The sequence below is a fragment of the Thiothrix sp. genome (assembly GCF_028714775.1).
Taxonomy (GTDB): Bacteria; Pseudomonadota; Gammaproteobacteria; order Thiotrichales; family Thiotrichaceae; genus Thiothrix.
In genome coordinates this window covers 1-21,902 of record NZ_JAQTLS010000034.1, presented here as the reverse complement: position 1 = coordinate 21,902, position 21,902 = coordinate 1, and the positions used below count along the sequence as shown (strand labels likewise).

Genomic DNA, 21,902 nt, shown 5'->3' with positions numbered 1-21,902 from the left:
CACCCTTTAACCTTGCCCAGCACAACAATTTATAGACTTGGACTGACACAACAACGATGAAAATAATCACTGTCCTTGCCGCCTGCCTCGCAGCGGCAACCCCTCCCTTGGCGGCGGCGGGTGGCCGAACACCCTTTAACCTTGCCCAGCACAACAATTTATAGACTTGGACTGACACAACAACGATGAAAATAATCACTGTCCTTGCCGCCTGCCTCGCAGCGGCAACCCCTCCCTTGGCGGCGGCGGGTGGCCGGGTACTTCCTTGGCCTGACCTGCTACCACCGCTCCCCAATGCCCAACCATTCCAGCCCCAAGAAGCCTGCTGGCAACCAGCAGAACCACAACAAGTGGAACCACAGCAGAGGGAACCCGCAAACACACGTAACCTCTACCAATGGCCACCATCTGCCCCAGAGGGTGGATGGTGGCCGCCAGTGGGCATGGGGATGCCTGCTATGGGCGGGGCAAAAACTTACCGGGTGACGGCGGGTGATACCTTGTACCGGGTCATGCGCCAGACGGGGATGCCGATCAAGAAACTCGCCAGCCTAAACAAGTTGGCAGGCCCACCCTACCAAATACGCAAGGGGCAGGTTTTGCGGCTGGAATAGGTATAACGGCTTGCTGTGGTTGCCATCCACCATCAGTTTGGCGATTTCCAACTTGGAGGCGGGGCTAAAGTATTTGCGTTCAGTCACGGTGATCCTATAGGTCTTTAGTCAGCAGTATAAAGGACTTGTCTGACTGTCCGAAATCATTAGACCATTACACGTTTGGCGGTCTATGATAATTGGGCACTGAACTAGGGATAATGTATTTCATGAATGGCTTGACACATTTTAATGCGGAAGGGCAGGCACACATGGTTGATGTGGGGGACAAACCGCCAACCCAGCGCATAGCTATTGCCGAAGGTCGTATTGACATGCTACCTGCCACTTTAGCGAAAATATGCCAAGGCGACCACAAAAAGGGGGATGTGCTAGGGATCGCCCGTATTGCTGGCATTATGGCGGCCAAAAAAACAGCAGACCTTATCCCGCTGTGCCACCCACTGGCATTGACCCATGTTGATGTGGCACTGACACCCCATACGGCATCCGCTTCCGTCCATTGTCAGGTAACGGTAGAAACCTACGGGCAAACCGGGGTGGAAATGGAAGCACTGACTGCCGTACAGGTTGCCCTACTAACCATCTATGACATGTGCAAGGCAGTGGATAGGGGGATGTCAATGCATTGTATCCGGCTGAACCGGAAGTCAGGAGGAAAATCAGGTGTATGGGAACGCACCTGACACCAATTATTGATCAGGTTTTGTGTCACTTGCGGCCTTAGCCGGGTGTATTGTTGCTAACCCAACGGGTGGAGCCGTCAGATAGGGTTTCCCGTTTCCAAAAGGGGGCTGAATGCTTGAGGGTTTCCATGATATGACGGCAGGCATCGAATGCCGCTACACGGTGGGCAGACCAAACAGCCACCAGCACAATGGGCTGGGCTGGCCGTATCTCCCCTACACGGTGCACCACCAGCACGGCATCAAGTGACCATTCCCTTATGGATTCTGCCACCATCGTTTCCAATTGGTATTCGGTCATGCCGGGGTAATGTTCCAAATACATTCCAGTAACATCATCACCTTCATTGAAATCCCGCATCGTGCCGACGAATACGGCAGTTGCACCGGAACGGGCATTCGCCAGATTCTGGCGGGCTTGCCAGTCGGCAAGATATTGCCATGGGTCAAATGGGGTGCCACGCACTTCGATCTGCTGCATCTTCAACCTCCTGTGACCGGCGGAAAAAAGGCCACCTCATCACCCGGTTGTACCAGCGTGTCAGTTGTGGCATAGACGTGGTTGATGGAAACCAATACGTTGTCAGGCAGTATCAAACCACCCCCACTGCGTTCCCAGACTTCCATGATGCTGATCGGGACATCACTATCTACGCTAGCCTGCTGCTTCCCCAAGCGTTCCCGTAGGCTGGCAAAAAACAATACATTGACCGCCATAATTCTCCTGCTCCCCGGCGTTGGTGTAAAGATAAAGGCACCGATGTGGCTTTTTCAACAATACCGCATCTTACCGGAGCTGGTATAGAGGATAAAAGGACAGCAGCAGGAGATACCCGTTTTTTATGCAGAAGGATTCCGTTCCCGCACAATTCCGCCACATACAGGGCAAGCGGGATCGCGTGGCAGCTTGAACCCCATCCATTCCATTGCTTGCCCATCAAACAGCATGACCCGACCCGTGAGGGTTTCGCCACTGCCCACAATCAGCTTGATAGTTTCCAGTGCCTGCATACTGCCCAGAATACCCAGTAGCGGGGCGACCACCCCATTCTCGCTACAGGTTTGGGCAATGCCTCCGGCCTTGCCATAAAAGCAGTGATAGCAGGGATTTTCTCCTAGCCACGGCTGGAACACGCTGATCTGCCCCTCCCAACGGATAGCAGCAGCGGATACCAGTGGTTTACGGGCAGCAACCGCAACGCGGTTGATGAGCAGGCGGGAATCAAGGTTGTCTGTGCAATCCACCACCACATTCACCTGTTGCATCTGTTCCAACAGGGTGGCTTCATCCAGTTTGGTTGGGATCATCGTCACAGTGATTTCTGGGTTGAGGCGGAGCAGGGTTTCTCCAGCCGATTCTACCTTGGGCATTCCAACCTTAGGGGTATCATGGACAATCTGGCGTTGCAGGTTAGTCAGGTCAACCATATCCGGGTCACTCAATACCAACTTGCCAATACCACTGGAAGCAAGGTACATCGACACAGGTGAACCCAAGCCCCCAACCCCAAGAATCAGTACAGAGGCACCATTCAGTTTTATCTGCCCATCCACATCAATTTGCGGCAGCAGAATCTGGCGGCTGTAGCGGAGAAGCTGTTCATCTTGCATGGTTAGATACCCTTGGTAGTTCTACTTTCAATGATATAGCGTGAAGATTGCTTTGCAAATTATATTGCACATTCCATCACTCCAACTCCACCACCAATATCCCACGATAGTGGTGCACCGCCACCGCCCGCTTGCAGGTTGCGCGGCATCAGCCATAACCACAGGCCCAAGTTCCGGCTGTTTCTCCAAGCCTTGCACCACTTGCCTGTCCAACACCTTCCAGACCTTCCGTGCATATTTCAGGCGTGCGGCGGCTTTGTCTTTTTTCGTACCCGCACCATACGCCCCAACCGCTTCCCAGCCATAGCCCATTTGGCGGATATTCTATGCCAGTATCCTGCCCCCACATGCAGACTGGTACAAGAGGTCATCAGTTCATTTTCGCTGATGCCGTAGTTACCGCACTATTAGAGGCAGGCTTGATGGCTGAAACCCACGGATGCGCAAGCCGGAAGCCTGAGCTGATGTCCCGAAAATCCGGCGGGAGGGTCAATCGGTAAGCGGAACGCAGGTACTGTGCATTGTATTGCCATGAGCCACCGCGTAACACACGGTAATTGCCACTTTCAGCACCATTCGGGTTGCGGGAAGGTGAAGGGGAATAATAGCCAAACCGATCCTGACACCATTCCCAAACGTTACCGTGCATATCGTACAAGCCATACCCATCCGCCATAAAACTACCAATGGGGGCAGTGCGCCCAAACGCATCGCTACACTGGTCCTGACGGCAATTGGCATTACCTTTCCCCACAACATACCCCCACGAATACGCAGTATCGTTGCTCCCAGCACGGGAGGCGTATTCCCATTCGGCTTCCCTCGGCAGACGGTATTGTGCACCCGGAATGCGCTTATTCAACCAGCCGATGTAAGTTTGGGCATCATCCCAACTGACGTTGGCCACAGGACGGTTGCCACGTCCCTGCCCCCCATCTTTTACTTGTGGGCAAACGCCATCTTTCGTGCACAAATCCCATTCGCCGAAGGTCACTTCGTATTTGCCCAGTTGGAAGGCATCTAAGGTGACTTCGTGGGCAGGCGTTTCCTCGGGTGCATTACCGCACCTATCCAAACCTTCCACATTGTCGCGCCCATCCTTGCAGCCCATCGTGAATGTCCCCGCCGGAACCAGCACCATCTTAGGCTTGACTGGCGCGTAAGGGTCAGCGGGTGACGGGGGTACATCTGCCCAAGCCGGGATATTCAAAAGCAGTGCTGTTACCGTTGCCATTACTGGGCGCATATCGCTGTTCCTTGTCTGGGCTGGGATTCGTAGGACGGAGGGATTGGCAGGAAAAAGCCCCACCTGCCAGCGTCCAGCTACCTGCCTACTAACATATTGGGGGGCTTTACCCGCTGATTCTTTGATACCCCTTGCGGGTACGTTCTTTACCGATCTTACTGAGGTGGCGTTGCGCATCCTGCCAGCTAGGCAGCACTTCTGTCTTGGAGTTGCCGCGTGCTGTATCCAGACTTCCCCAAGAACGTACCAAGCACAATTCCCCAAACAAGTCAGGTGCAATTTGCACGCGGTAATAACGCCGTTTTGCCGGATTTTTCCAGAGTTGGGTAAGGCTACTTTCCATACCCAACATGCTATGCACAAACCCACCAAAAGTTCAAGTTTTCACCGTTGGTAAAAAGTTTACCTCCGGGGTGAAAAAATGCCTTCCAGCCCACCATCCACTACCATTGCCCGGTTATTACTTTGAACTGGAAAGACTACCTCCACCGTGACCACCATCGAACAAATCAACGCCCACCTGCACCAACTGGGCTGGCAAGCCTACATCCCCGCCTTTGCGGAACTGCTCCAGCGTTTTGAGGGTACGGAAAATTACTTGGAAACCGCCGATGGGCAACCCGTCACCGATGAAGACACACTGCCTTGCCTGTTATCCCGTTGGTTGGAATCCATGACTTGCGACAACCCCAAACCAATCCGCTTGGCACTGTTCGCACTGCGCCATTGGTGCGTCTTGTATTTCCGTGCCAAAGCCAATGGGCAGCTATGGGATTACCGCAAAATCCCTTTCCACCCTTTTTGCCAAGCACAAGGTTTACCCATTACTACATGGACGGCTTCATGCCGGGTGGCAGACCCAACACTGGCGCAAGGTCTGGGCTTCCTGCGCCAGCACCGCCTTGCTGCCGGAAAGCAAGGGTAACATCATGCTTGCCCGCCTCACTGGCCTGTTCCGCCGCCCTGCCAAACCCGCCTGCCCCGCCATCCCGGTGCTGCCTGCTGGTGTGTGGCCTGTACTGCCTGCCCATGACCTGCTGCAACCGCACCACGAGTTGCTGGCACGCATCCGCGCCTTGTCGGGCACATCCCCCGACTATTGGGCGGCACTGTACCAGCCCCTGCTGGACAATTTTGCCGCCTTTGTGCAGCAAACCCCGGCATCTGAGGCACACCACCATTGCTGCCAAGGTGGGATGCTCACCCATAGCCTGCAAGTGATGGAACTGGCGATGAAAGCCCGCAAGGGTAAGATGCTGCCCCCCGGTGCTGCCGCCGAGGACGTTAACAAGGAAGGCCACGCATGGACGTATGCAGTCGCCAGTGCCGCACTGCTGCATGACGTGGGCAAGCCATGCAGTGACCAAAAGCTCAAGTTGTACAATGCCAGCGGGCAAGACTGCATGGCGGTTTGGCAACCCCTGCACGGCGCGTTGCAATCGGGTTATTACCAAGTGCAGTTCGTGCGTGACCGCCAATACCGCACCCATGAACTGCTGCCACCCCTGCTTGCCCGCCAGCTCACCCCTGCTAAGGCACTGTCATGGCTGCAACAGGATTTCCCCGAAGTTTTCAAAGTCTGGCTGGCATACCTCTCCGGGCAAGATGAGGTTGCCGGGGTGCTGGGGCAGATGGTGACGGCGGCCGACATGGAATCCGTTGCCCATGACCTGATGGGGGCCAAGGCCATCCATACCCAGCAAATCCCCACCGCCCGTGCCAAGCCACTGTCCCAGCGCCTGCTCACGGGCTTGCGCTTCTTGCTGGATGAAAAACGCCTGCCCTTAAACCATCCGGGATCAGCCGCCTTTTTCGACGGGCAAGATTTGTGGCTAATGTCCAAGCGCGTCATGGATGAGCTGCGCACCCATTTGGAAAGCGAAGGCCAGACAGGCATCCCCAGCGACAACATCCGCCTGATGACGGAGCTGCAACAGCACGGCATCCTCACTGCCACAGCAGCCGGGCAAGCGATCTGGAAGGTGGACATTAAGGTTGGTGATTTTGCCTCAACATTCACCCTACTGCGCCTGCCAGCCAACCAATTGTGGGTAGACCCAGCGCAATACCCACCGATAATGGATGGCACGATTACCCCCAATGCCAAAGACAACGCCAAAGGCACGGAAGCTGCCACAGAACCCAAACCAAAAGCTGGCAAGGCAGCAACGGCACAAACTGAAGCTGCTGAATCAGCCAAGCCGCCTGCTGCCACAGTTACCCAACCTCCAGCCCCGGCAAGCAGCAAGCCAATACCTGCCACAGCACATCCAGCCGCTGTTGCAGCGCTATCTGCTGCCACAGATGATGATCTGGATGAGTGGTTGCCGGATACCATCCCTGTACCCGCACAGGCAGTGGCTACCGTCGCTGATACAAATGTATCACCGTGGGCTGACGACGATGAGCCATCTCCGGCGGTGGTTACACCACCAGCCGCCATTGCCCTAGCAAAGCCCGCACCGATTACCCTCCCGCAAGCCACGGGCGACCCCGACAGTGACGACACTGGGCAACGTTTCCTGCACTGGTTGTCGGAGGGGCTGCGCTCCAACCGCCTGCCCATGAACACTGTCGCCAGCCTTGCCCACACCGTGAAGGAAGGGCTGTTGTTGGTCAGCCCACGGGTATTCAAGGAGTTCGGGGGGGATAACTGGGAATACGCGCAAAAACGTTTCGCCAAGTTGGGGCTGCACAAGAGGACGCCGGATAACAGCAATATCTGGCTGTACCATGTGCGTGGGGAAAAGAAATCCGGGGCGGTGCGCGGCTTCCTGCTGGAAAACCCATTGGAAAAGCTGGGGCTGGCTTACTTGCCAGTGCCGAACAAGTCAGTGTCCTTACCGGATGCTCCATCAGGCAAATGACAGGCCAAACACTAAAAAACGGGGGGGATATGAAGCCCATAACATCCATCAGGGCATTTTTCGGGGCGGCTGGCCAGCGGGTTAGCCAGTGGGCTGGGAGGCGGGGCGTGCAGCAGGATAACGTATTGCTTGCCCTGCAACAGACGGGTGCGGCACTGGTGCGGATTGCTGACAGGCTGGATAACGCGGCAGTAATGGCAGGTACAGGCACTGTGGCGGAAAAATCCGCCCGTCTGGCGGTGCTGGAATGCCAGTCCCGGTTATTGGTGCTCATCACATCACTCTTGGACAAGCCTGAAACGTGCAACCGGAAAGGTTCCAGCTATTTTGTCACACCAAAAGGCTTATGGTTAAGGCAGTGGTGGCAGTTTTTCGACAGCACACAAACGGGGGTGCTGCGCATGTTTGAAACAGGGAAGTGCGGGCTGGAAACGGATGTCCCCTTCATCTGCCAACAGTCAGGTGTGGCCTTCACTGAAACGGCATGGTTGGTCAGCAATGCCCAACTCCAACTGTTCGGCTTCCCGTCCGGCCTGCTGTCACCGTTGCTGCCCAAACAGGCCAGTGCGGATAAAAATGACGCCCTAAGAGCAAAAATCGACAAACTGATAACACCACCAACACCGCCCACCCTCACAAAGCTACGGGTAATACTGGCCAGCGCGAAGGATAAGGATGCGGCACATGCCGCCTTTGACCCGATCTGGCAGTCTGGGCGCAAGGGCCGGACGGCCGCTTACCTTTGGCTAGCCGAACAATTAGGCGTACCCCGCACGGATTGCCACATAAGCCTGTTTGACAAAGCCACCTGCACCCGTGTTATCGCCATCTGCAAGCACTACATCGCCACAACCCCACCCCCCGCCATTGTGCCGCCCGTAGCACCAACACCAATACCTGCCCCAACGAGCCAAGCAGCAGTTGGGGGGGGTTGCCAACATCCCGCAAGCCACAGGCGACCCCGACAGTGACGACACCGGGCAACGTTTCCTGCACTGGCTGTCGGAGGGGCTGCGCTCCAACCGCCTGCCCATGAACACCCCTTCCAGCCTTGCCCGCACGGTAAAGGAAGGGCTGTTGTTGGTCAGCCCACAGGTGTTCAAGGAGTTCGGGGGGGATAACTGGGAATACGCGCAAAAATGTTTCGCCAAATTGGGGCTACACAAGAGGACGCCGGATAACAGCAACATCTGGCTGTACCACGTCAGGGGGAAGGAAACGTCCGGGGCGGTACGTGGCTTCCTGCTGGAAAACCCGCAGGAAACCTTGGGGCTGGCCTACCTGCCAGCACCCGACAAATCTGTATCCTCGCCGGATAACCCTAAACCATTAGGCCATTGCAGCCACCAACCACCACCAAAGCCAGCCGTTACAGAAATTGCAGCACCCACCATCATTCCAACCACATCAGTCCCCGTGGTTAGGGAGGCGTCCCCGTGGGGAGATGATGATTATGACGAGGGCCTAATGCCACCCGCCATCGTGCCAACAGCACCCGAACTGGGCAAAGACGGGGACACCAACAATACCCCCAGTGATGAGGGCATAACCACACCCACGGTAATCCCAACCAAACCTGATGTGCCCAGTGCCAACATGCCCCCCCTCCCGTCAATAACCACCAAAAAGGCCAAACAACCGTTGAAATCAGCGCAGGCGCTGGCACAGTTGAACGGTTTCGATGCGGGGGACAACCGTGGGTTGGCGGTCTTCGCCATGCGCGGGTGGCACATGGCGGCTTGGTTATCAGCCGGGTTTACACGCGGGTTTATCGGTGCCAACACCCCCGACAGTTGGGCATTCCTGTTACCGGATGGGCGGCTGATACTGGAGTTCCCTGCTGCATTCCAATGTTTCAATGGCATTAAACCACCCAAGAAGACCCGCGAACAATTCTTGGCGTGCAACCTGCATACCATTGACCCAACAAGCAAGACAAAACTCTGGCGCTTCGACATCATCCACAGTGCGGATGGGTGCGCATCCAAACGGGAGATACAAGCTGTTGTCGTTGGGGACGCCGCCAAACGTCTGTCACTCCCCACAGCAGCAGTCTCCCATGCGGCTGAAATGTGGGCATACCACCAATCCAACAGCGATTTGCAGGTACGACCGATAATACTGGATGCCCCCTATCCAAAACCTACGGATGCCGCACAAGCACTCATAAACTGGGTGCAGGCACGCCTGCTCCGCGCATTGGCCAGCAAGCAGGTGGCCATGAACTCAAGGAAGGCCAACATCCACATTATCGGCAGCAGCTTGCTGCTGGTGGCACCCAATACGTTTACGGACTTTTTGGCTACAGGCCACCCATTGGCAAAATGGTTGGGCGAGAAGGCATTGGCCGGGCAGTTCCTGCGGTTAGGGATACATACTAATATTGCGGTGTATACGCTGGACAGCGGTGCGGAAAAACCACCAGCCACCTTCAGGGCATTCCTGATTGATGGCGCTGCGGAAAAACTGAACCTTGGCAGGATGCCCGACACGGATGGGCGGCCAATACCCAAGCTGTTGGAACAACCTACCCCACCCCAAGCTATGCCTACGGCGGCTGGCAACCCGCCCAATATCCGCCCAGCACCTTTGCCAGTGGCCGAGGATGATTGCAGCCCAGTGCCGCCCGCAACCGCACAAACAGAACCAGAACTGGGCAAGGATGGGGACACCAACAACACCCCCAGTGGTGATGGCACAACCGCACCCACGGTGATCCCCGCCGAACCTGATGCACCCAACGCCAATAACACACCGCCCGCATCGCCGGATGATTGGATGGATGGCTTCGCCCCGTGGCTACGGCAACAAATGCTTGATGGGAAATACCCGCCCGATGTTGTTACTGTCAAGGATGGGCTATTGGTTGGCAACCGCGTGTTCTCCGCCTTTTGCCGGGCGCAGGGGCAACCGGCAGGCCGCTGGTGGGATAAGGCCAGAAACAAGGCACGGTCTTTACCCGGCGCATCGGCGGCATCATTCGTGCATAGAACCAAGTCCCTATTCATCCATGGTGTCCTGTTCCGTACACCGGGCAGGACATTTGACCTACCACAGGCGGCGCTCCCGCAAGATAGCGGCTATGTCACCACAAAGGCAAAGACGCTGCTGGTGGCAGAGGCAATACTGTCCCGCCGACCAGCCCCCAAACCAGCCAAGGCAACCCAAAAACAGAAACCATCCACCAAACCTAAACCCACACCCCAACAACCAAAGAAGGTAACAAAACATGGCAATTGAACAAGCAATCCAAGAATCAGCACTGTACCAGCAAGTAATGGCGCAACCGCCGCATTGGGCAAATGAAAAGATACTCAGTTGGAAGCATGAAGAATTTCTGGCAATGAGACCATTTCTGACACACCACTATTGGGCTGATAGTGGGACTTTAAACGTGTTTAACGTGGTTGGGACAAGACATCCGGCCTACCAAGGTTTGGACTGGATTGAATTCCTCCAGCAAGGTAAACGGATGCACCAAAACTTGCCACTGTATGACAGCAATCCCAGTTATTACACTGACTCCGGCAAGAAATCACCAGAGATGTCATTTTTGAGTGTTAATGGGATTGAGTGGTATGTGGATGATGATGGCAACCACCGAACCTGTATTGCGAAATTTGCCCGCTTTTACGATGAGCAAATGGAATTGCACGGACTGAAACTGCATGATTACCGCTTCGATGATGCCCTGTACAGTGATTACCTAAAATGCCTCGATATTATCAAGGAACGGCGGTTAGGTGCTGATGTCAGCATCCAAGCCAAAGAGAGTCCCAGTACCGAACGGCGGGATACGGCTGGGTGGTATGTGGAGTTGCACCAACCCACCATAGTTTTAGATAGACGCACCCAGAATCCCCGAACCCTCAAAATAGGGGAGCTTGGCAAAGTGATGGACGACCTGACAATGCCTGCCTACCGCCGTTGGTTTAAGGCATGGGGGTTCTAATAGTATGAGCCAACCCATCTTCGACAACCGCCTGCGCCCTGCCGTGGAGTTGTGGGTGTCCGCCATCCTGCTGGGCATCGCCGTGGTGCTGGTGCTGCGCCCCGCCCAGTTGTCGCCGCTGATGCCGGGCTTAGCCGTGTGGGTAGCATTAGGTGTCATCGTACTGGCGCTGCTGCGTTTCTGGCAGGGCTGGAACATCCTCCAGTACCGCCGCAACCTCAAGCGCCTGCCCACCTACGTACTGGATGCGGATACCATCCCCATGTCACGCCACAAGCTGTTTCTGGGCAAGGGTTTCCAATGGACACAGGTGCATAGCCAACGGCTGGTGGAGGCACGTTCCCCGGATGGGCGACGCTGGATACAGCCCGGTGCGTTATACCAATGGGCGCGGGCAATGGAGATACGCCACGAACACAACCCCCGGATGCAATGGCTGCTGTCCCGCACCCGTTCACAGGCGTGGTGGAACCCTGTAAAGGCACTGCCGCCAGTGGGTGGCGACCCTGCCCTGCACGGTGTTGGGGTGGAGGATGAGCGCGAGGCATGGATCGACCTTGGCGACCGCGTGGCACATACCTTGGTGCTGGGCACAACCCGTGTGGGCAAGACCCGCTTGGCAGAATTGCTGGTGACGCAGGACATCCGCCGGGGTGAGGTGGTGGTGGTGTTCGACCCCAAGGGCGACACCGAACTGTTGGCAAGGATGTGGGCGGAATGCAAACGCGCCGGACGCTTGGACAATTTCCATATCTTCCACCTTGGTTTTCCTGACATCTCGGAACGCTACAACCCGGTGGGCAGCTTTGGGCGCATCACCGAAGTGGCCTCGCGCATTGCCGGACAATTGCCGGGTTCTGGCAACAGCGCCACTTTTAAGGAGTTTGCATGGCGTTTCACCAACATCGTATCGAACGCCTTGGTGGCATTGGGCAGGCGACCGGATTACACCGCCATTGCGCGTTACGTCACCAACATTGAGCCATTGATGATGGAGTATTACGCCTTCTGGTTTGACCGCGAAGGCATTGAGAATTGGCGCGAACAGGTCAATACCATCGCCCAAAACATTGACCCCAAAGCCCTGACAATGGCACTCAAAAGCCGCGACTTTAAGGCCATCGCCTACACGCAGTTTGCCAAAAGCCGGGAAATGTACGATCCCGTGGCGGATGGGTTGCGGTCAGCCTTTGAGTACGACAAGACCTATTTCGATAAGCTCACCGCTTCGCTGTTGCCATTGCTGGAAAAGCTCACCTCCGGCAAATCGGGTGATTTGCTCGCACCAGATTACGGCGACCGCAACGACAAACGCCCGATACTGGACTGGATGGAAGTGATCCGCGCCAAAGGCGTGGTGTACGTGGGCTTGGACGCACTCTCGGATGCGGAGGTGGCAGGTGCGGTGGGCAACTCCATGTTCGCTGACCTGACCTCCATTGCCGGGCAACTGTACAAGCACGGCGACAACCTCGGCCTGCCGGAATTGCCCGGACACAAACGCGCCAAGATCGCCATCCATGCCGATGAGTTCAACGAGCTGGTGGGCAATGAGTTCATCCCGCTGCTCAACAAGGCGGGTGGTTCCGGGGTGCAGGTCACGGCCTACACCCAAACCGCTTCCGACATCGAGGCGGGGATCGGCGAAAAGCCCAAGGCGGGGCAAATCGTCGGCAACCTCAACACCCTGATCATGCTGCGGGTCAAGAACGAGGAAACCGCTGCCGTTTTGACCGACCAGTTGGCGAAGGTGCGCATTTACACCAAGACCGCACAATCCGCCGCCACCGACAATAACGACCCGGATTCATCGGTGGATTTCACTTCCAGCAACTCCGACCGCATCACCGAAGCGGAAAGTGACATCCTTGTGCCTGCGGATTTAGTGCAACTGCCCAAGGGGCAAGCCTTTGCGCTGCTGGATGGTGGCAAACTGTTCAAGTTACGCCTGCCCTTGGCGGGTGCTGACCCGCTGCTGCCCAAGGACATGGCTGCCATCATCCGTTGGGTCAACGAAACCCGTGGGGAGGAAGCCTGATGGACAAGGTAACGGGCACGCTCTGGTATGTGAAGTGGTTTACGTTAGTGTTCCTGTGCGCCCTGATGGTGGACATTGTGTACGTGTTCTGGCCTTGGCCTGCGGTACGCGGGGTGGCGGTGTTCCAACACAATTTACTGGCAGAAACCGCCTTGGTTGCCAGCCTTTCCACACCGCAAGGTGAATCCTTGATCCAGCAGGTACAGGCGTGGGTTTACCAGCCCACGTTTGTTTGGTCGGGTTTACACGACTTCCTGATGCTGGGCATCAATCCCGTCGCTAACAGCGGCACTGCCAGTGCCACAGATATTGGGCAGGGTTTGGCTACAGGGTTTCGGGATCAGATACAAACGGCCTACATCGGTGTGCTGTTGTTCGCCCAACGGCTGGCGGTGCTGGCAATCGCCGCACCCTTATTTGGGATCGTGGTGCTGGCAGCAGGGGCGGATGGCTTTGTCAGTTGGTACAAGCGCCGCACCAGTGTTGGGCGGGAATCCGGCTTGCTTTACCACCTTGGTAAGCACGGCTTCAATAACACGGGGCGCGGCATTTGGGTGCTGTACCTGCTACCGCCCATTGTCATTGACCCCCGTTGGGTGATCCCCCCTGCCCTGCTGCTGACGGCGTTGGCAGCACGCTTGGCAGTTGGCTACTTCAAGAAATACATCTAAGAACAGCAATACACATGAAACACTACCTTGGGCTTTCCGAATACCACCTGCGCCAAAAGCAGCAGGAGTACCCGGTGCATTACGAACCAGAGCGCCTGATCAATGCCCACCTGCTGGTGTGCGGGATGAGCGGCACGGGCAAGTCCTTCCAATCCAAACGCCTGCTGGGCAGTGCCGTACAGGCCGGATTGGAGGTGGATGTGTTCGATGTGCATGATGAACTGGATGGCATCCCCGGTGCTAACGCCTGCCGTTACTCACAAGCCACCGGCTACGGTTACAACCCTTTGGAGTTGGACACTGACCCGCACACGGGTGGGGTCAACCGCCAAACCGAATACCTGCTGGGACTGGTGCGTGAAGCCTCCCCGCAGTTGGGTATCAAACAGGAGATGGTCTTGCGCAACCTGCTGTTGGACACTTACGCAATGGCAGGCATTTACCCTGACAACCCACAGACATGGCAGCGGCATAGCATCACCGAAGCCCAACGCAGGCAATTCACCGATGCCCGCAATTACCAAGCCCTCAAACAGTATTACCCCACGCTGGATGACCTCAAAAGCTACGGGCGGCGCAAGCTCACTACCCTTACCATCGGTGGTGACAACAAGTGCATCAGCGCACTGGAACAGCTTTCCCGCCATTACAAACGCCTGAGTGCCCTGCAAGGCAAATACGCCAAAGCCAGCAGCGATGATGAACTGGAGAAACTGGGCAAGCAGCTCAACACCAGCAAGGACAACTGCACCAGCAGCTATGCCGCCTTCATCGAAGCCATGCAGACCGGGCGGGAACTGGAGGATATGCTCAAGTACGATTCAGCCGATACCTTGGCATCCGTGCTGCAACGGCTGGAACTGCTCAATTCTGCCGGGATATTCCGCGCCAACCCACCACCGTTTGGCGACACCCACGCACGGGTACACCAGCTCAGGTCACTCACCGATGAACAGCAAATCCTGTTTGTGAAGTTGCGCCTGCGTGCCATCTTTGAGCGCCACAAGCAGGCAGGGCCAACCCGTAGCGGTACGGAGGTGCGCCACATTATCTTTCTGGACGAGGCGCACAAGTTTTTTAGCAAGGATGGCAGCGACATCATCAACGTGATTGCGCGGGAAGCCCGCAAGTTCGGCATTGGCCTGTGGTGCGCCAGCCAAAGCCCGAATGACTTCCCGGAAAGTTTCCTCACCAATGTCGGTGCAACCCTGATCTTGGGGCTGCACCCCACCCATTGGCAGACGGCAACCACCAAACTGCGGCTGGGCAAGGACACCCTGAAATACATCCGGGCAAAGGAAGTGGTGGCAGTGCAGCTACGCATGGCGGGGCGGGCTGAACCGCCGTTTGGGAATGTGATTGTTGGGTAACAACGACGCTTAGGAGTTTGTTATGAAAAATATATCCAGCCTAACTAGGCTAATGCGACCTAACGAGTTGGAAATATGCGAGAAAATCGTATTGGCATTATGCAACGGCGTTAAGACTAAAGATGTGCCTGATTCGGTTGGGATAAGTACGGCAGATTTCAGGCGGAATCTACACGACATCGCACTAAGGGCAAGACTCCCATATCACAGCAAAAAATTTAAGATAGAAAAAGACCGCATCTTGCACAACTTCCATGCATATAAAAAATATGTAGAAGAATCAATCGCAGAACGGGAAAAACACGATGAAACAATACGGGCTTTGGGGAGGGAACATCAAACCCGTCTGCATGAAATAAATGACACATATCTGAACGACACTGTTGATATGTGGCACGGCTACAGTAACAACTAAAGGGGAAGCGTATGTTGGAAATTCCTAACCTTCCAATTGTCCGCCTGTCGGGTGTGATTGAGACGCTGGGTGAACGCTCCGCCTGCTCATTAGTTTTTCAGCTCGAAACAGAGGCAGGAAAAGTGTTCCATCTCCCTTATGGGTTACTGATGGAAACCCTGCGGTTCGCGGAAAAGGAGAGGGTCATCCCGCCGTTGTCCCCCCACTGGTGGGCGAGAATAGGAAGTACCGATGGTTGCACAATTGGAGAATCTAGCCAATGAATCCAGTAGAAACACAACCGGCAGCATCATTCCCTGTGGATTTTGGGGCACTATTTGAGTTCGGGGATGGCAGAACCGGGGAATCCTTTGGCGTGTCCTTGGCGACACTGCTGCAATGCCTGTGCATTGCAGAACAACGTTATCTTGTCCCACCATTTGAGCCTGATTGGGAAATCCAGACGATCCCGCCGGCATTGCGTGCGATGGCTGTGACCCATGAAAAATGCAGGTAGGCAGGTAATGGAACCAATGCCAGAAAAGCTCCTGCTTGCCCTTGGTCAAGCCGCCTCCAATATTGCACGGGAGTTCCGCCCGTACAATGCATACCCTGTCTTTGGTGCACAAGGACAGGAGTTTTTTGTTGAGATTGCCTCAGGCCCCATGAACGGGCGGACAATCCATTGGACAATCTATATCGCTTTCGGGGATAGCATAAGCCTTGATGATGACATTGAGGTGCTGACCGACCAAGGCGAAGACGGCAGCATCCTTTGCCGTGGATGTGTGTTAACCCACATCCAATACCCACCTTGTTTCGGGTCAGAAGCCATCGTCCGCCTGTCAGGTACGGAAGCCTTTGCCCGCTTGCCGGATGCGTCCGGCTTGGTGGCACTCCTTGGCCTGTTGGGATCGGCACTCGGAAAACGTGTGGAAGCCACACACCCTTTGGATAGCTATGGGGATGTGTTGCCGGGCTGGGACGATGCACTGGCGCTTGCTACAGGGGAGGTGGTGGCATGAGCATTTCACACCCATGTTGCGCGAGTGCACTGGTGGGTACTGAATGTACCAAGCCGGACAGCGGTTACAACAAATGCTTTGGCCCTGCACACCGGACTGGTGTACGGATAAATGGTTGTGAGGATGGGGACTTATACCTGAACAGGCAATATCAGGATTGGTTGGGGAGGATGCGCCAGCTTATTTCCTGCCAGCTTGGGCCAGCGCCCAGAAGCAACATATTCTGTTATACCTGCGGAGGGACATTGCTGGCATTTGATTTGGAAGCTGCTAACAGCACACCAACTGACAGGTTCATGGTCTCCATTACTGTCAAGCTGACAAAAAACAAGGCATACCTTGATTATCCACATGGAGGGGATGTGGCGCTGGCAATGCCCGGAATCGTTGATGCCCTTGAGTTTGTGGGGCTGGTGCTGGCCCCAGAACCTTTTGACATCTATCTGGCGCGTCACAAATCACTTTCTGTTTCTTGTGGGTGAGCCAAAGGTATGACAATTCTTACAGGAGAAAGGGAAATGCATAAAAAATACGTCCTAAAAGGCTATGGCGGTGTCCTTGTCCTTACCGGGATGGGAAACCACCACCTAGACTGGACAGGATTCCATTACTGGTTGCTTCCCATCCCATGGCATACCGATGCTTTCGGGAAATGTGTCCGTGAGCTAACCGCAGTTGAGAAAGAGGCATTTGGCTCGGATTATTCCATGGTACAGCACGAAACTGGGGGATTGGATTTGCCCAAATGGAGGTTTGGCATTCAGGCATGGTTGTGCCGTTCGCCGCTGGGGCAACTGCTGGGCAGTGAGCTATTGAAGAAGCAGGGCGACCCAACCCATTGTTTTTCATCATACTATTGCCCAGCAACCCAGCCACCCTATTATATCCAAGCACCACTCCCGTTGGGTTTGCCGTCCTTTGAATTCGAGTTCCATTGGATAGGTAAACAGGGGTATGACAATGGACAGGACGGAAAGGCCCTCAAGGCGGCATTGGCATTTGAGGATACTATTATTAGGGGGTACGCTGAGGAATTGGGGAATGATGGCTGGGTTGCTGCGGACTTTGCGGCGGCAAATGGTTTTGGCAATTTGGGGGCTGCTATCCGGTTTCTTTTTATTGCTTGAAATTTACACACAAAGAGGCGTAAGCTCCCCCCCCTTCCCCAACTGATAACAAAAATGCGGGGCTGTTTCATCTCGCACTGACACTCACATTTGGGAGGCACAGCATCCCCTGTCTGTGCCTCCCCTTTTCAGGTATCACCCCCCCAAGGGACACCGCCAAACAGGCCACCGTGCGGCAGTCCTCACGCTGAACAAACTTTACCCAGAAATAGAGTGTCAGGTGACAAACCCAATTACTCAGCCTACATTCAGTTAGGGGCCAAAGTGATGGATAAAGAAATGGGCAGGAAGCCATTCCCCCAAACCCTTCCATTTAGGCTTTGGGTTATGAAGGAAAGCAGGCAACAACCACTTTGGCCCCTTTTTCGCTTTGTTGTTGCCCAAACAGGTACACCGGGGATGGCCCGCCCGGTGTCTGTTTGTCCAGCCGTTCCCCAATGGCTGGCGCTACGTGTGGTGACAATACCCTAATTTTTCAATGCCCAAATAAATTCCATGGAGAGGATTATGCGGAAACTCATGCAGGTATTCTTTGCACTATTGGTTTTCTTCCTGTGCACCCCAATAGCCCACGCGGGGATAGATGCCAATGCCATCAAGTCGTCCATGATGGTTGCCCGTGAAAATCTGGTAGCCATGCTTGATGCCCCTGACGCCACCGCCCAAGACAAGCACCAAGAAGAAATTACCAAGGCTAGCCAGCTTGTGGATGACGCCATTGCCGCCGCTTTGGCTGACACGGAGACCCCACCGGAACAAGCGGCCAAACTGGGGGAATTCCAGCAGGTTTGGGGGGCATTCAAGAAAACCCGTGATGAAGGGATCATTCCTGCCATCAAAGCAGGGAGGAAGGCTGATGCCAAACAGTTGGCCACCACGATCCAGTTGGAACGGGTAAAGAAAATGAAAGGGATACTGGTTGAATTGGGCGCAACCATTAACCCAGCATCGGAACCTGACCAAGATTGCGTTTAGGCGTGCTTGCTGCTGGCTTTGGCAGGGGCGGTGGCGCATGAACCGCCATTTTTTGGTAGTGACGGGGCTGTTAGATGTGCTTGCCCCCATTGTGGTATCCAATGCACTAAACCTGCTGTATGCAATGCGGCATTATGGTAGCTAACATTTCGCCCCACAAAGGGCTTCCATTAATCGCCGCATTCGGGATAGGCATCGGAATTGCTGTCTGGTGGGCAACATGGCACAACATCCCCGCGAAACCCGACTTTGAAACGTGGCTGAAAACCACCAATCGGCAAGCGGAAACCGCTGCCTACACCAGCTACTTGAACAAGCAAGGCGTTGGCGAAACATTGCCTCTCCCTGAGTTGCTTTCCGCTGCCCGCGATTGGCAAAAATGTGGTGCTGATCCCTTCGTCGTGCCACCTAAAGACAAATGGCAGAACATGGTCAATACATTGAAACTGTTACGGCAATTGCAGCTACAAAACATTTTGCCCGCTGTTGCCATAACTTCTAGCTATCGCTACCCAGAGCTAAATCGTTGCGCTGGAGGCAGTGCAGGCAGCAAGCATCTCAGCAACGGTGCACTCGATATGCGTTTCAAATCTCCGGCGGATGGGCAGCAAACCTTTCCCAAACTGTGTAAATACTGGCGGCAACACGGTGCAAAACAGGCAATGGGTTTAGGTTTTTATCCCGGCGGACAAATCCACATCGACACGCAAGGCTTCCGCACTTGGGGGCAGGATTACACCACGAAAAGTTCGCCATGCCAACGCTAATCCCTGCTACCGGATTCCCAACACCGCCGCACTGCGCGTAAATACCTCCGGCGGCAGACCCAACGCTTGTTTCAACGCCACATCCCGATCCCAATGGTTGGGGATGGCATTGATGCGGCGCATCTCATCCTTACCCAAATTGAGTGGAAAATACCACACCGAACTCAGGATCATATTAGAGAGTGGAAAATCACTGCCATACAGCAAGCGCCCTTGCAGGCGCGGTTCACGCAACGCCTTCGCCATATACCCCAGTTTGTTGATTTGTGTGAGGCTGGAAATGTCGGCGTATAAGTTGGGGTGCTGGGCAAACATCGGCAAAATGCGCTGGTAATTGTCTTCCCCGTGGTTGATGCCCGTGGTGGCAATATGCCCCGCAATCACCGTTACCCCCAATGATAGCGGCAGTGCCAAACGGCGCGGGTCGCCGAAAGCATCATTCGCCGCACTGAACGAACGTTCCTGTCCCGTATGGCTCAACAGCGGCAAGCCCAATTCATGCATTTTGCGGTAAAACGGTGCAAGTTGCGGGTCAGCCGGGTCAATGTGTTGGATATTGGGAATCCATTTCACCAACACCGCGCCTTGCTGCTTGGCTTGTTCCAGCCGTTCCAGCGCATCCTTGCGGAAAGGGTTGATGCTTGCACCGAAGTAAAACAGGTCGGGGTAACGCTGCACTTGCGCCGCCACCTAAGTGTTGGGGATGTACACCTCTGTGCGCGGCAAATCCAATTCGCCGCGCTCATCCACCGCACCATCCAGCGCCAATAACACCGCGCCTTGGACATGGGTGGAATTGCGCAAACGCTCAGCAATCTTGTCCACTGCGATGTCATCACCGTGCTGTTGCAGTTCGCTTCGGGTCACTCCAAACCCTGCCAAATATTGGGCAAAACGGAAATTTTCCTGCAACGCAGGCGACACGAAGCAGCCGCTACCACCCGCGCCGATGCCTGCGATGTGGACGTGCATATCGACGATTTTTCCGCTGGGAAGGGGGGACGGCGGCAAGATTGTACCCGTGAAAAACATTTCGCGTAACAGCAGCACGATCACCGACGTTGCGACGGTGACAAGGGCAAGCCCGATTAGTAGGCGTTTAAACCAGTGTGGTTTTTTCACGGGGGATTTTTCCATTATTGAGATGGCTGCAAGCGTAATGGAAATGTGGCAGAAGCAGCAACAGGATTGATAGGATGTGCAAATACCGCAGCTAACAGTTGTGCATATTGCTACCTTTGGTATGTGACTTGCCCATGCACCCGCAGATTCTTACACTGTATTCACCTGCCCAATAATCATCAATAGCGTAGTGATTATGAAAAGTACGTTTGCAAAAATTGCCGTTGCCTGCTTAATGTTAGCAGCCGTTTCACCTTTGCTCATGCCGATAGTTACAAGTTGCCGTAGTACCCAATGGTTCGGCTGCTTCTTTGCGGATGCTGTCAGTATTGTGGGTTTTAGCCTTGCCGCAGGGATTGCATCCACCATTAGCCGTGTGCGTCATGAAGAAATGCGGGTGTTTAACTGGTTGGCGGAAAGTGTTGTTAGTTTGCTCATCCTACTGCTATGTGTCTCTTTAATTGCTTAAACAGTGGCGGGTGAACTCTGAATATTTCGCAAGAATTAGCAAAACAACCGTATTTGACCCAAATGCAAAACCTAACACTTGGGTTTTAATGAGATGAACTTTTACCCCATTTTCAGCGTCTCACTTCACAGAAAAGACATTACGAAAATAGGAGTTAGTACTATGCAACCCACATTTCAAACCTTGTGAACCGCATCCGCTTTATCCTAACGGTCAGTTTTGCCGCGTGTTTGGCAATCGCTGCTGTAGCACTGGCAACCCCCTTTTTTGCTTCACTGGGAATCAGCGCAACAGCCATCGCAGATTTACCACGGGTTGCCATACCTGCATTGCAAGCGGGGGATGGCAAAAACCTCAGCGGTAAAGTGGAAGATATGGTGCGTGTGGCAGGCATGGAAGCGGCGGGGATTTTGTTTTATCCAACGGGAGATCACGATGATCACTCTCTGCCACCCCATCGACAATGTGGAGCATCTGCTTCTTTGTTCAGCCCTTGAGGCTGCCGATATTCCCTATTTTGTTATCGGGGACATTGCTTGCCCTCAATGAAATTCGGGGGCTGTTATTTCCCACCTTTGTCCCCGATATGGTGAATGTGGAACAGGGTCGCCATATCGAAGAAAAACTGAGTTACGGGCGCATGATTGACCCTCACAGTGGACTTGGCGACGGGCGCAATCCGCAACAGCCTCGACCTGCCAGCCGTACCTGCTGCGCCATGAAAAAACTGCTGCTAGCCACATAATCCCCAAAAACTGCATAACCCCTGCACATCAGTTACTTACAATCGTGGCAAAAAAGGAGTTCACCTACCATGAATACCATTCCCCGTGCCATGACTGTTCCCCACCTGCTGTTTAGCACGCTGCTGGCGGTAGCAATGGCTGCATTCTTCCTGCCTGAAACGCCACGCATCCCGGTCAGTGGTGCAAGCCGTGCGGACTGGAATCTGCAATCGTTCTGGTATT

At 54.7% G+C, this 21,902-nt stretch carries 29 protein-coding genes; 21 read left to right on the top strand and 8 right to left on the bottom strand.

The features are described from left to right. The first annotated feature begins 185 nt into the window (after positions 1-185). Complete coding sequence (locus PHE17_RS20145) at positions 186-614, top strand: LysM domain-containing protein (protein WP_301017718.1); 429 nt, start codon at positions 186-188, stop codon at positions 612-614. Positions 615-823: 209 nt separating this feature from the next. Continuing rightward, positions 824-1,300, top strand: coding sequence for a cyclic pyranopterin monophosphate synthase MoaC (gene moaC, locus PHE17_RS20140; protein ID WP_301017717.1), 477 nt, complete (start codon positions 824-826; stop codon positions 1,298-1,300). A gap of 37 nt (positions 1,301-1,337) precedes the next feature. Here moaC and PHE17_RS20135 read toward each other — a convergent pair whose 3' ends face one another. The 6 genes from PHE17_RS20135 to PHE17_RS20110 all read right to left on the bottom strand — a co-directional run bounded on the left by PHE17_RS20135 (position 1,338) and on the right by PHE17_RS20110 (position 4,500). Further along, entirely contained in the window at positions 1,338-1,781 is a 444-nt protein-coding gene (locus tag PHE17_RS20135) for a molybdenum cofactor biosynthesis protein MoaE (RefSeq protein ID WP_301017716.1), read from the bottom strand. 2 nt (positions 1,782-1,783) lie between these two features. Next, positions 1,784-2,017 carry a MoaD/ThiS family protein gene (locus PHE17_RS20130; protein WP_301017715.1) on the bottom strand — a complete coding sequence of 78 codons (234 nt, stop codon included), beginning with the start codon at positions 2,015-2,017 and terminating at the stop codon, positions 1,784-1,786. Positions 2,018-2,140: 123 nt separating this feature from the next. Next, a complete protein-coding gene (gene moeB / locus PHE17_RS20125) occupies positions 2,141-2,911 on the bottom strand; it encodes a molybdopterin-synthase adenylyltransferase MoeB (RefSeq protein WP_301017714.1) in 771 nt (256 codons plus the stop codon). Positions 2,912-2,938: 27 nt separating this feature from the next. Then, entirely contained in the window at positions 2,939-3,223 is a 285-nt protein-coding gene (locus PHE17_RS20120; protein ID WP_301017713.1) for a hypothetical protein, read from the bottom strand. Positions 3,224-3,281: 58 nt separating this feature from the next. Beyond that, the gene (locus PHE17_RS20115; protein ID WP_301017712.1) at positions 3,282-4,157 is read right to left on the bottom strand and encodes a formylglycine-generating enzyme family protein; all 876 of its coding nucleotides are present in this window, start codon (positions 4,155-4,157) and stop codon (positions 3,282-3,284) included. A 106-nt stretch (positions 4,158-4,263) separates the two neighbouring features. Continuing rightward, on the bottom strand, positions 4,264-4,500 hold the full coding sequence (locus PHE17_RS20110; protein ID WP_301017711.1) for a WGR domain-containing protein: 237 nt from the start codon (positions 4,498-4,500) through the stop codon (positions 4,264-4,266). Between the two features lie 147 nt (positions 4,501-4,647). On the opposite strand from PHE17_RS20110, the gene PHE17_RS20105 reads away from it, so the two are divergent. From PHE17_RS20105 to PHE17_RS20030, 16 genes are all read left to right on the top strand, one after another. Next, the gene (locus PHE17_RS20105) at positions 4,648-5,082 is read left to right on the top strand and encodes a hypothetical protein (protein WP_301017710.1); all 435 of its coding nucleotides are present in this window, start codon (positions 4,648-4,650) and stop codon (positions 5,080-5,082) included. A gap of 4 nt (positions 5,083-5,086) precedes the next feature. Further along, positions 5,087-7,024, top strand: coding sequence for a MobH family relaxase (gene mobH / locus PHE17_RS20100; protein ID WP_301017709.1), 1,938 nt, complete (start codon positions 5,087-5,089; stop codon positions 7,022-7,024). A gap of 29 nt (positions 7,025-7,053) precedes the next feature. Then, entirely contained in the window at positions 7,054-7,995 is a 942-nt protein-coding gene (locus tag PHE17_RS20095; RefSeq protein WP_301017708.1) for a zinc-finger-containing protein, read from the top strand. Then, a complete protein-coding gene (locus PHE17_RS20090; protein WP_301017707.1) occupies positions 7,946-10,264 on the top strand; it encodes a DNA-binding domain-containing protein in 2,319 nt (772 codons plus the stop codon). The genes PHE17_RS20095 and PHE17_RS20090 overlap by 50 nt, the downstream gene beginning before the upstream one ends. After that, a complete protein-coding gene (locus tag PHE17_RS20085) occupies positions 10,254-10,976 on the top strand; it encodes a hypothetical protein (RefSeq protein ID WP_301017706.1) in 723 nt (240 codons plus the stop codon). The genes PHE17_RS20090 and PHE17_RS20085 overlap by 11 nt, the downstream gene beginning before the upstream one ends. A 4-nt stretch (positions 10,977-10,980) precedes the next feature. Beyond that, entirely contained in the window at positions 10,981-13,014 is a 2,034-nt protein-coding gene (gene traD / locus PHE17_RS20080) for a type IV conjugative transfer system coupling protein TraD (RefSeq protein WP_301017705.1), read from the top strand. After that, the gene (locus tag PHE17_RS20075) at positions 13,014-13,685 is read left to right on the top strand and encodes a DUF4400 domain-containing protein (RefSeq protein ID WP_301017704.1); all 672 of its coding nucleotides are present in this window, start codon (positions 13,014-13,016) and stop codon (positions 13,683-13,685) included. The genes traD and PHE17_RS20075 overlap by 1 nt, the downstream gene beginning before the upstream one ends. Before the next feature lie 14 nt (positions 13,686-13,699). Further along, complete coding sequence (locus PHE17_RS20070; protein ID WP_301017703.1) at positions 13,700-15,055, top strand: DUF87 domain-containing protein; 1,356 nt, start codon at positions 13,700-13,702, stop codon at positions 15,053-15,055. 22 nt (positions 15,056-15,077) lie between these two features. Then, the gene (locus PHE17_RS20065) at positions 15,078-15,470 is read left to right on the top strand and encodes a hypothetical protein (protein WP_301017702.1); all 393 of its coding nucleotides are present in this window, start codon (positions 15,078-15,080) and stop codon (positions 15,468-15,470) included. 11 nt (positions 15,471-15,481) lie between these two features. After that, positions 15,482-15,733 (top strand): hypothetical protein, encoded by a 252-nt coding sequence (locus PHE17_RS20060; RefSeq protein ID WP_301017701.1) that lies wholly within the window; start codon positions 15,482-15,484, stop codon positions 15,731-15,733. Continuing rightward, entirely contained in the window at positions 15,730-15,966 is a 237-nt protein-coding gene (locus PHE17_RS20055) for a hypothetical protein (RefSeq protein WP_301017700.1), read from the top strand. Before PHE17_RS20060 ends, PHE17_RS20055 begins: the two co-directional genes overlap by 4 nt. A 16-nt stretch (positions 15,967-15,982) precedes the next feature. Next, positions 15,983-16,474, top strand: a complete 492-nt coding sequence (locus tag PHE17_RS20050) for a hypothetical protein (protein ID WP_301017699.1) — start codon at positions 15,983-15,985, stop codon at positions 16,472-16,474. A 245-nt stretch (positions 16,475-16,719) separates the two neighbouring features. Continuing rightward, a complete protein-coding gene (locus PHE17_RS20045; protein ID WP_301017698.1) occupies positions 16,720-16,956 on the top strand; it encodes a hypothetical protein in 237 nt (78 codons plus the stop codon). A gap of 36 nt (positions 16,957-16,992) precedes the next feature. Then, a complete protein-coding gene (locus PHE17_RS20040) occupies positions 16,993-17,601 on the top strand; it encodes a hypothetical protein (RefSeq protein WP_301017697.1) in 609 nt (202 codons plus the stop codon). Positions 17,602-18,108: 507 nt separating this feature from the next. Beyond that, a complete protein-coding gene (locus PHE17_RS20035) occupies positions 18,109-18,576 on the top strand; it encodes an MCP four helix bundle domain-containing protein (RefSeq protein ID WP_301017696.1) in 468 nt (155 codons plus the stop codon). A gap of 134 nt (positions 18,577-18,710) precedes the next feature. Beyond that, entirely contained in the window at positions 18,711-19,343 is a 633-nt protein-coding gene (locus tag PHE17_RS20030) for a D-Ala-D-Ala carboxypeptidase family metallohydrolase (protein ID WP_301017695.1), read from the top strand. 6 nt (positions 19,344-19,349) lie between these two features. Here the strand turns inward: PHE17_RS20030 and PHE17_RS20025 are convergent, their stop codons facing one another. Together PHE17_RS20025 and PHE17_RS20020 are read right to left on the bottom strand one after the other, a co-directional pair. Further along, positions 19,350-20,021, bottom strand: a complete 672-nt coding sequence (locus PHE17_RS20025; protein WP_301017694.1) for an amidohydrolase family protein — start codon at positions 20,019-20,021, stop codon at positions 19,350-19,352. A gap of 12 nt (positions 20,022-20,033) precedes the next feature. After that, positions 20,034-20,465 carry a hypothetical protein gene (locus tag PHE17_RS20020; RefSeq protein ID WP_301017693.1) on the bottom strand — a complete coding sequence of 144 codons (432 nt, stop codon included), beginning with the start codon at positions 20,463-20,465 and terminating at the stop codon, positions 20,034-20,036. A gap of 196 nt (positions 20,466-20,661) precedes the next feature. On the opposite strand from PHE17_RS20020, the gene PHE17_RS20015 reads away from it, so the two are divergent. The 3 genes from PHE17_RS20015 (at position 20,662) to PHE17_RS20005 (ending at position 21,679) form a co-directional block, all read left to right on the top strand. Continuing rightward, on the top strand, positions 20,662-20,934 hold the full coding sequence (locus PHE17_RS20015) for a hypothetical protein (protein ID WP_301017692.1): 273 nt from the start codon (positions 20,662-20,664) through the stop codon (positions 20,932-20,934). A gap of 185 nt (positions 20,935-21,119) precedes the next feature. Then, positions 21,120-21,431, top strand: a complete 312-nt coding sequence (locus tag PHE17_RS20010) for a hypothetical protein (RefSeq protein ID WP_301017691.1) — start codon at positions 21,120-21,122, stop codon at positions 21,429-21,431. A 35-nt stretch (positions 21,432-21,466) separates the two neighbouring features. Continuing rightward, entirely contained in the window at positions 21,467-21,679 is a 213-nt protein-coding gene (locus tag PHE17_RS20005) for a hypothetical protein (RefSeq protein WP_301017690.1), read from the top strand. The last annotated feature ends 223 nt before the right edge of the window (positions 21,680-21,902 follow it).

Excerpts from the sequence above, each read along its gene's own strand:
- PHE17_RS20145 (WP_301017718.1), top strand. The coding sequence starts at position 186 with ATGAAAATAATCACTGTCCTTGCCGCCTGCCTCGCAGCGGCAACCCCT.
- moaC (WP_301017717.1), top strand. The coding sequence starts at position 824 with ATGAATGGCTTGACACATTTTAATGCGGAAGGGCAGGCACACATGGTT.
- PHE17_RS20135 (WP_301017716.1), bottom strand. The coding sequence starts at position 1,781 with ATGCAGCAGATCGAAGTGCGTGGCACCCCATTTGACCCATGGCAATAT.
- PHE17_RS20130 (WP_301017715.1), bottom strand. The coding sequence starts at position 2,017 with ATGGCGGTCAATGTATTGTTTTTTGCCAGCCTACGGGAACGCTTGGGG.
- moeB (WP_301017714.1), bottom strand. The coding sequence starts at position 2,911 with ATGCAAGATGAACAGCTTCTCCGCTACAGCCGCCAGATTCTGCTGCCG.
- PHE17_RS20120 (WP_301017713.1), bottom strand. The coding sequence starts at position 3,223 with ATGGGCTATGGCTGGGAAGCGGTTGGGGCGTATGGTGCGGGTACGAAA.
- PHE17_RS20115 (WP_301017712.1), bottom strand. The coding sequence starts at position 4,157 with ATGCGCCCAGTAATGGCAACGGTAACAGCACTGCTTTTGAATATCCCG.
- PHE17_RS20110 (WP_301017711.1), bottom strand. The coding sequence starts at position 4,500 with ATGGAAAGTAGCCTTACCCAACTCTGGAAAAATCCGGCAAAACGGCGT.
- mobH (WP_301017709.1), top strand. The coding sequence starts at position 5,087 with ATGCTTGCCCGCCTCACTGGCCTGTTCCGCCGCCCTGCCAAACCCGCC.
- PHE17_RS20095 (WP_301017708.1), top strand. The coding sequence starts at position 7,054 with ATGAAGCCCATAACATCCATCAGGGCATTTTTCGGGGCGGCTGGCCAG.
- PHE17_RS20085 (WP_301017706.1), top strand. The coding sequence starts at position 10,254 with ATGGCAATTGAACAAGCAATCCAAGAATCAGCACTGTACCAGCAAGTA.
- traD (WP_301017705.1), top strand. The coding sequence starts at position 10,981 with ATGAGCCAACCCATCTTCGACAACCGCCTGCGCCCTGCCGTGGAGTTG.
- PHE17_RS20075 (WP_301017704.1), top strand. The coding sequence starts at position 13,014 with ATGGACAAGGTAACGGGCACGCTCTGGTATGTGAAGTGGTTTACGTTA.
- PHE17_RS20070 (WP_301017703.1), top strand. The coding sequence starts at position 13,700 with ATGAAACACTACCTTGGGCTTTCCGAATACCACCTGCGCCAAAAGCAG.
- PHE17_RS20065 (WP_301017702.1), top strand. The coding sequence starts at position 15,078 with ATGAAAAATATATCCAGCCTAACTAGGCTAATGCGACCTAACGAGTTG.
- PHE17_RS20060 (WP_301017701.1), top strand. The coding sequence starts at position 15,482 with ATGTTGGAAATTCCTAACCTTCCAATTGTCCGCCTGTCGGGTGTGATT.
- PHE17_RS20055 (WP_301017700.1), top strand. The coding sequence starts at position 15,730 with ATGAATCCAGTAGAAACACAACCGGCAGCATCATTCCCTGTGGATTTT.
- PHE17_RS20050 (WP_301017699.1), top strand. The coding sequence starts at position 15,983 with ATGCCAGAAAAGCTCCTGCTTGCCCTTGGTCAAGCCGCCTCCAATATT.
- PHE17_RS20040 (WP_301017697.1), top strand. The coding sequence starts at position 16,993 with ATGCATAAAAAATACGTCCTAAAAGGCTATGGCGGTGTCCTTGTCCTT.
- PHE17_RS20035 (WP_301017696.1), top strand. The coding sequence starts at position 18,109 with ATGCGGAAACTCATGCAGGTATTCTTTGCACTATTGGTTTTCTTCCTG.
- PHE17_RS20030 (WP_301017695.1), top strand. The coding sequence starts at position 18,711 with ATGGTAGCTAACATTTCGCCCCACAAAGGGCTTCCATTAATCGCCGCA.
- PHE17_RS20015 (WP_301017692.1), top strand. The coding sequence starts at position 20,662 with ATGAAAAGTACGTTTGCAAAAATTGCCGTTGCCTGCTTAATGTTAGCA.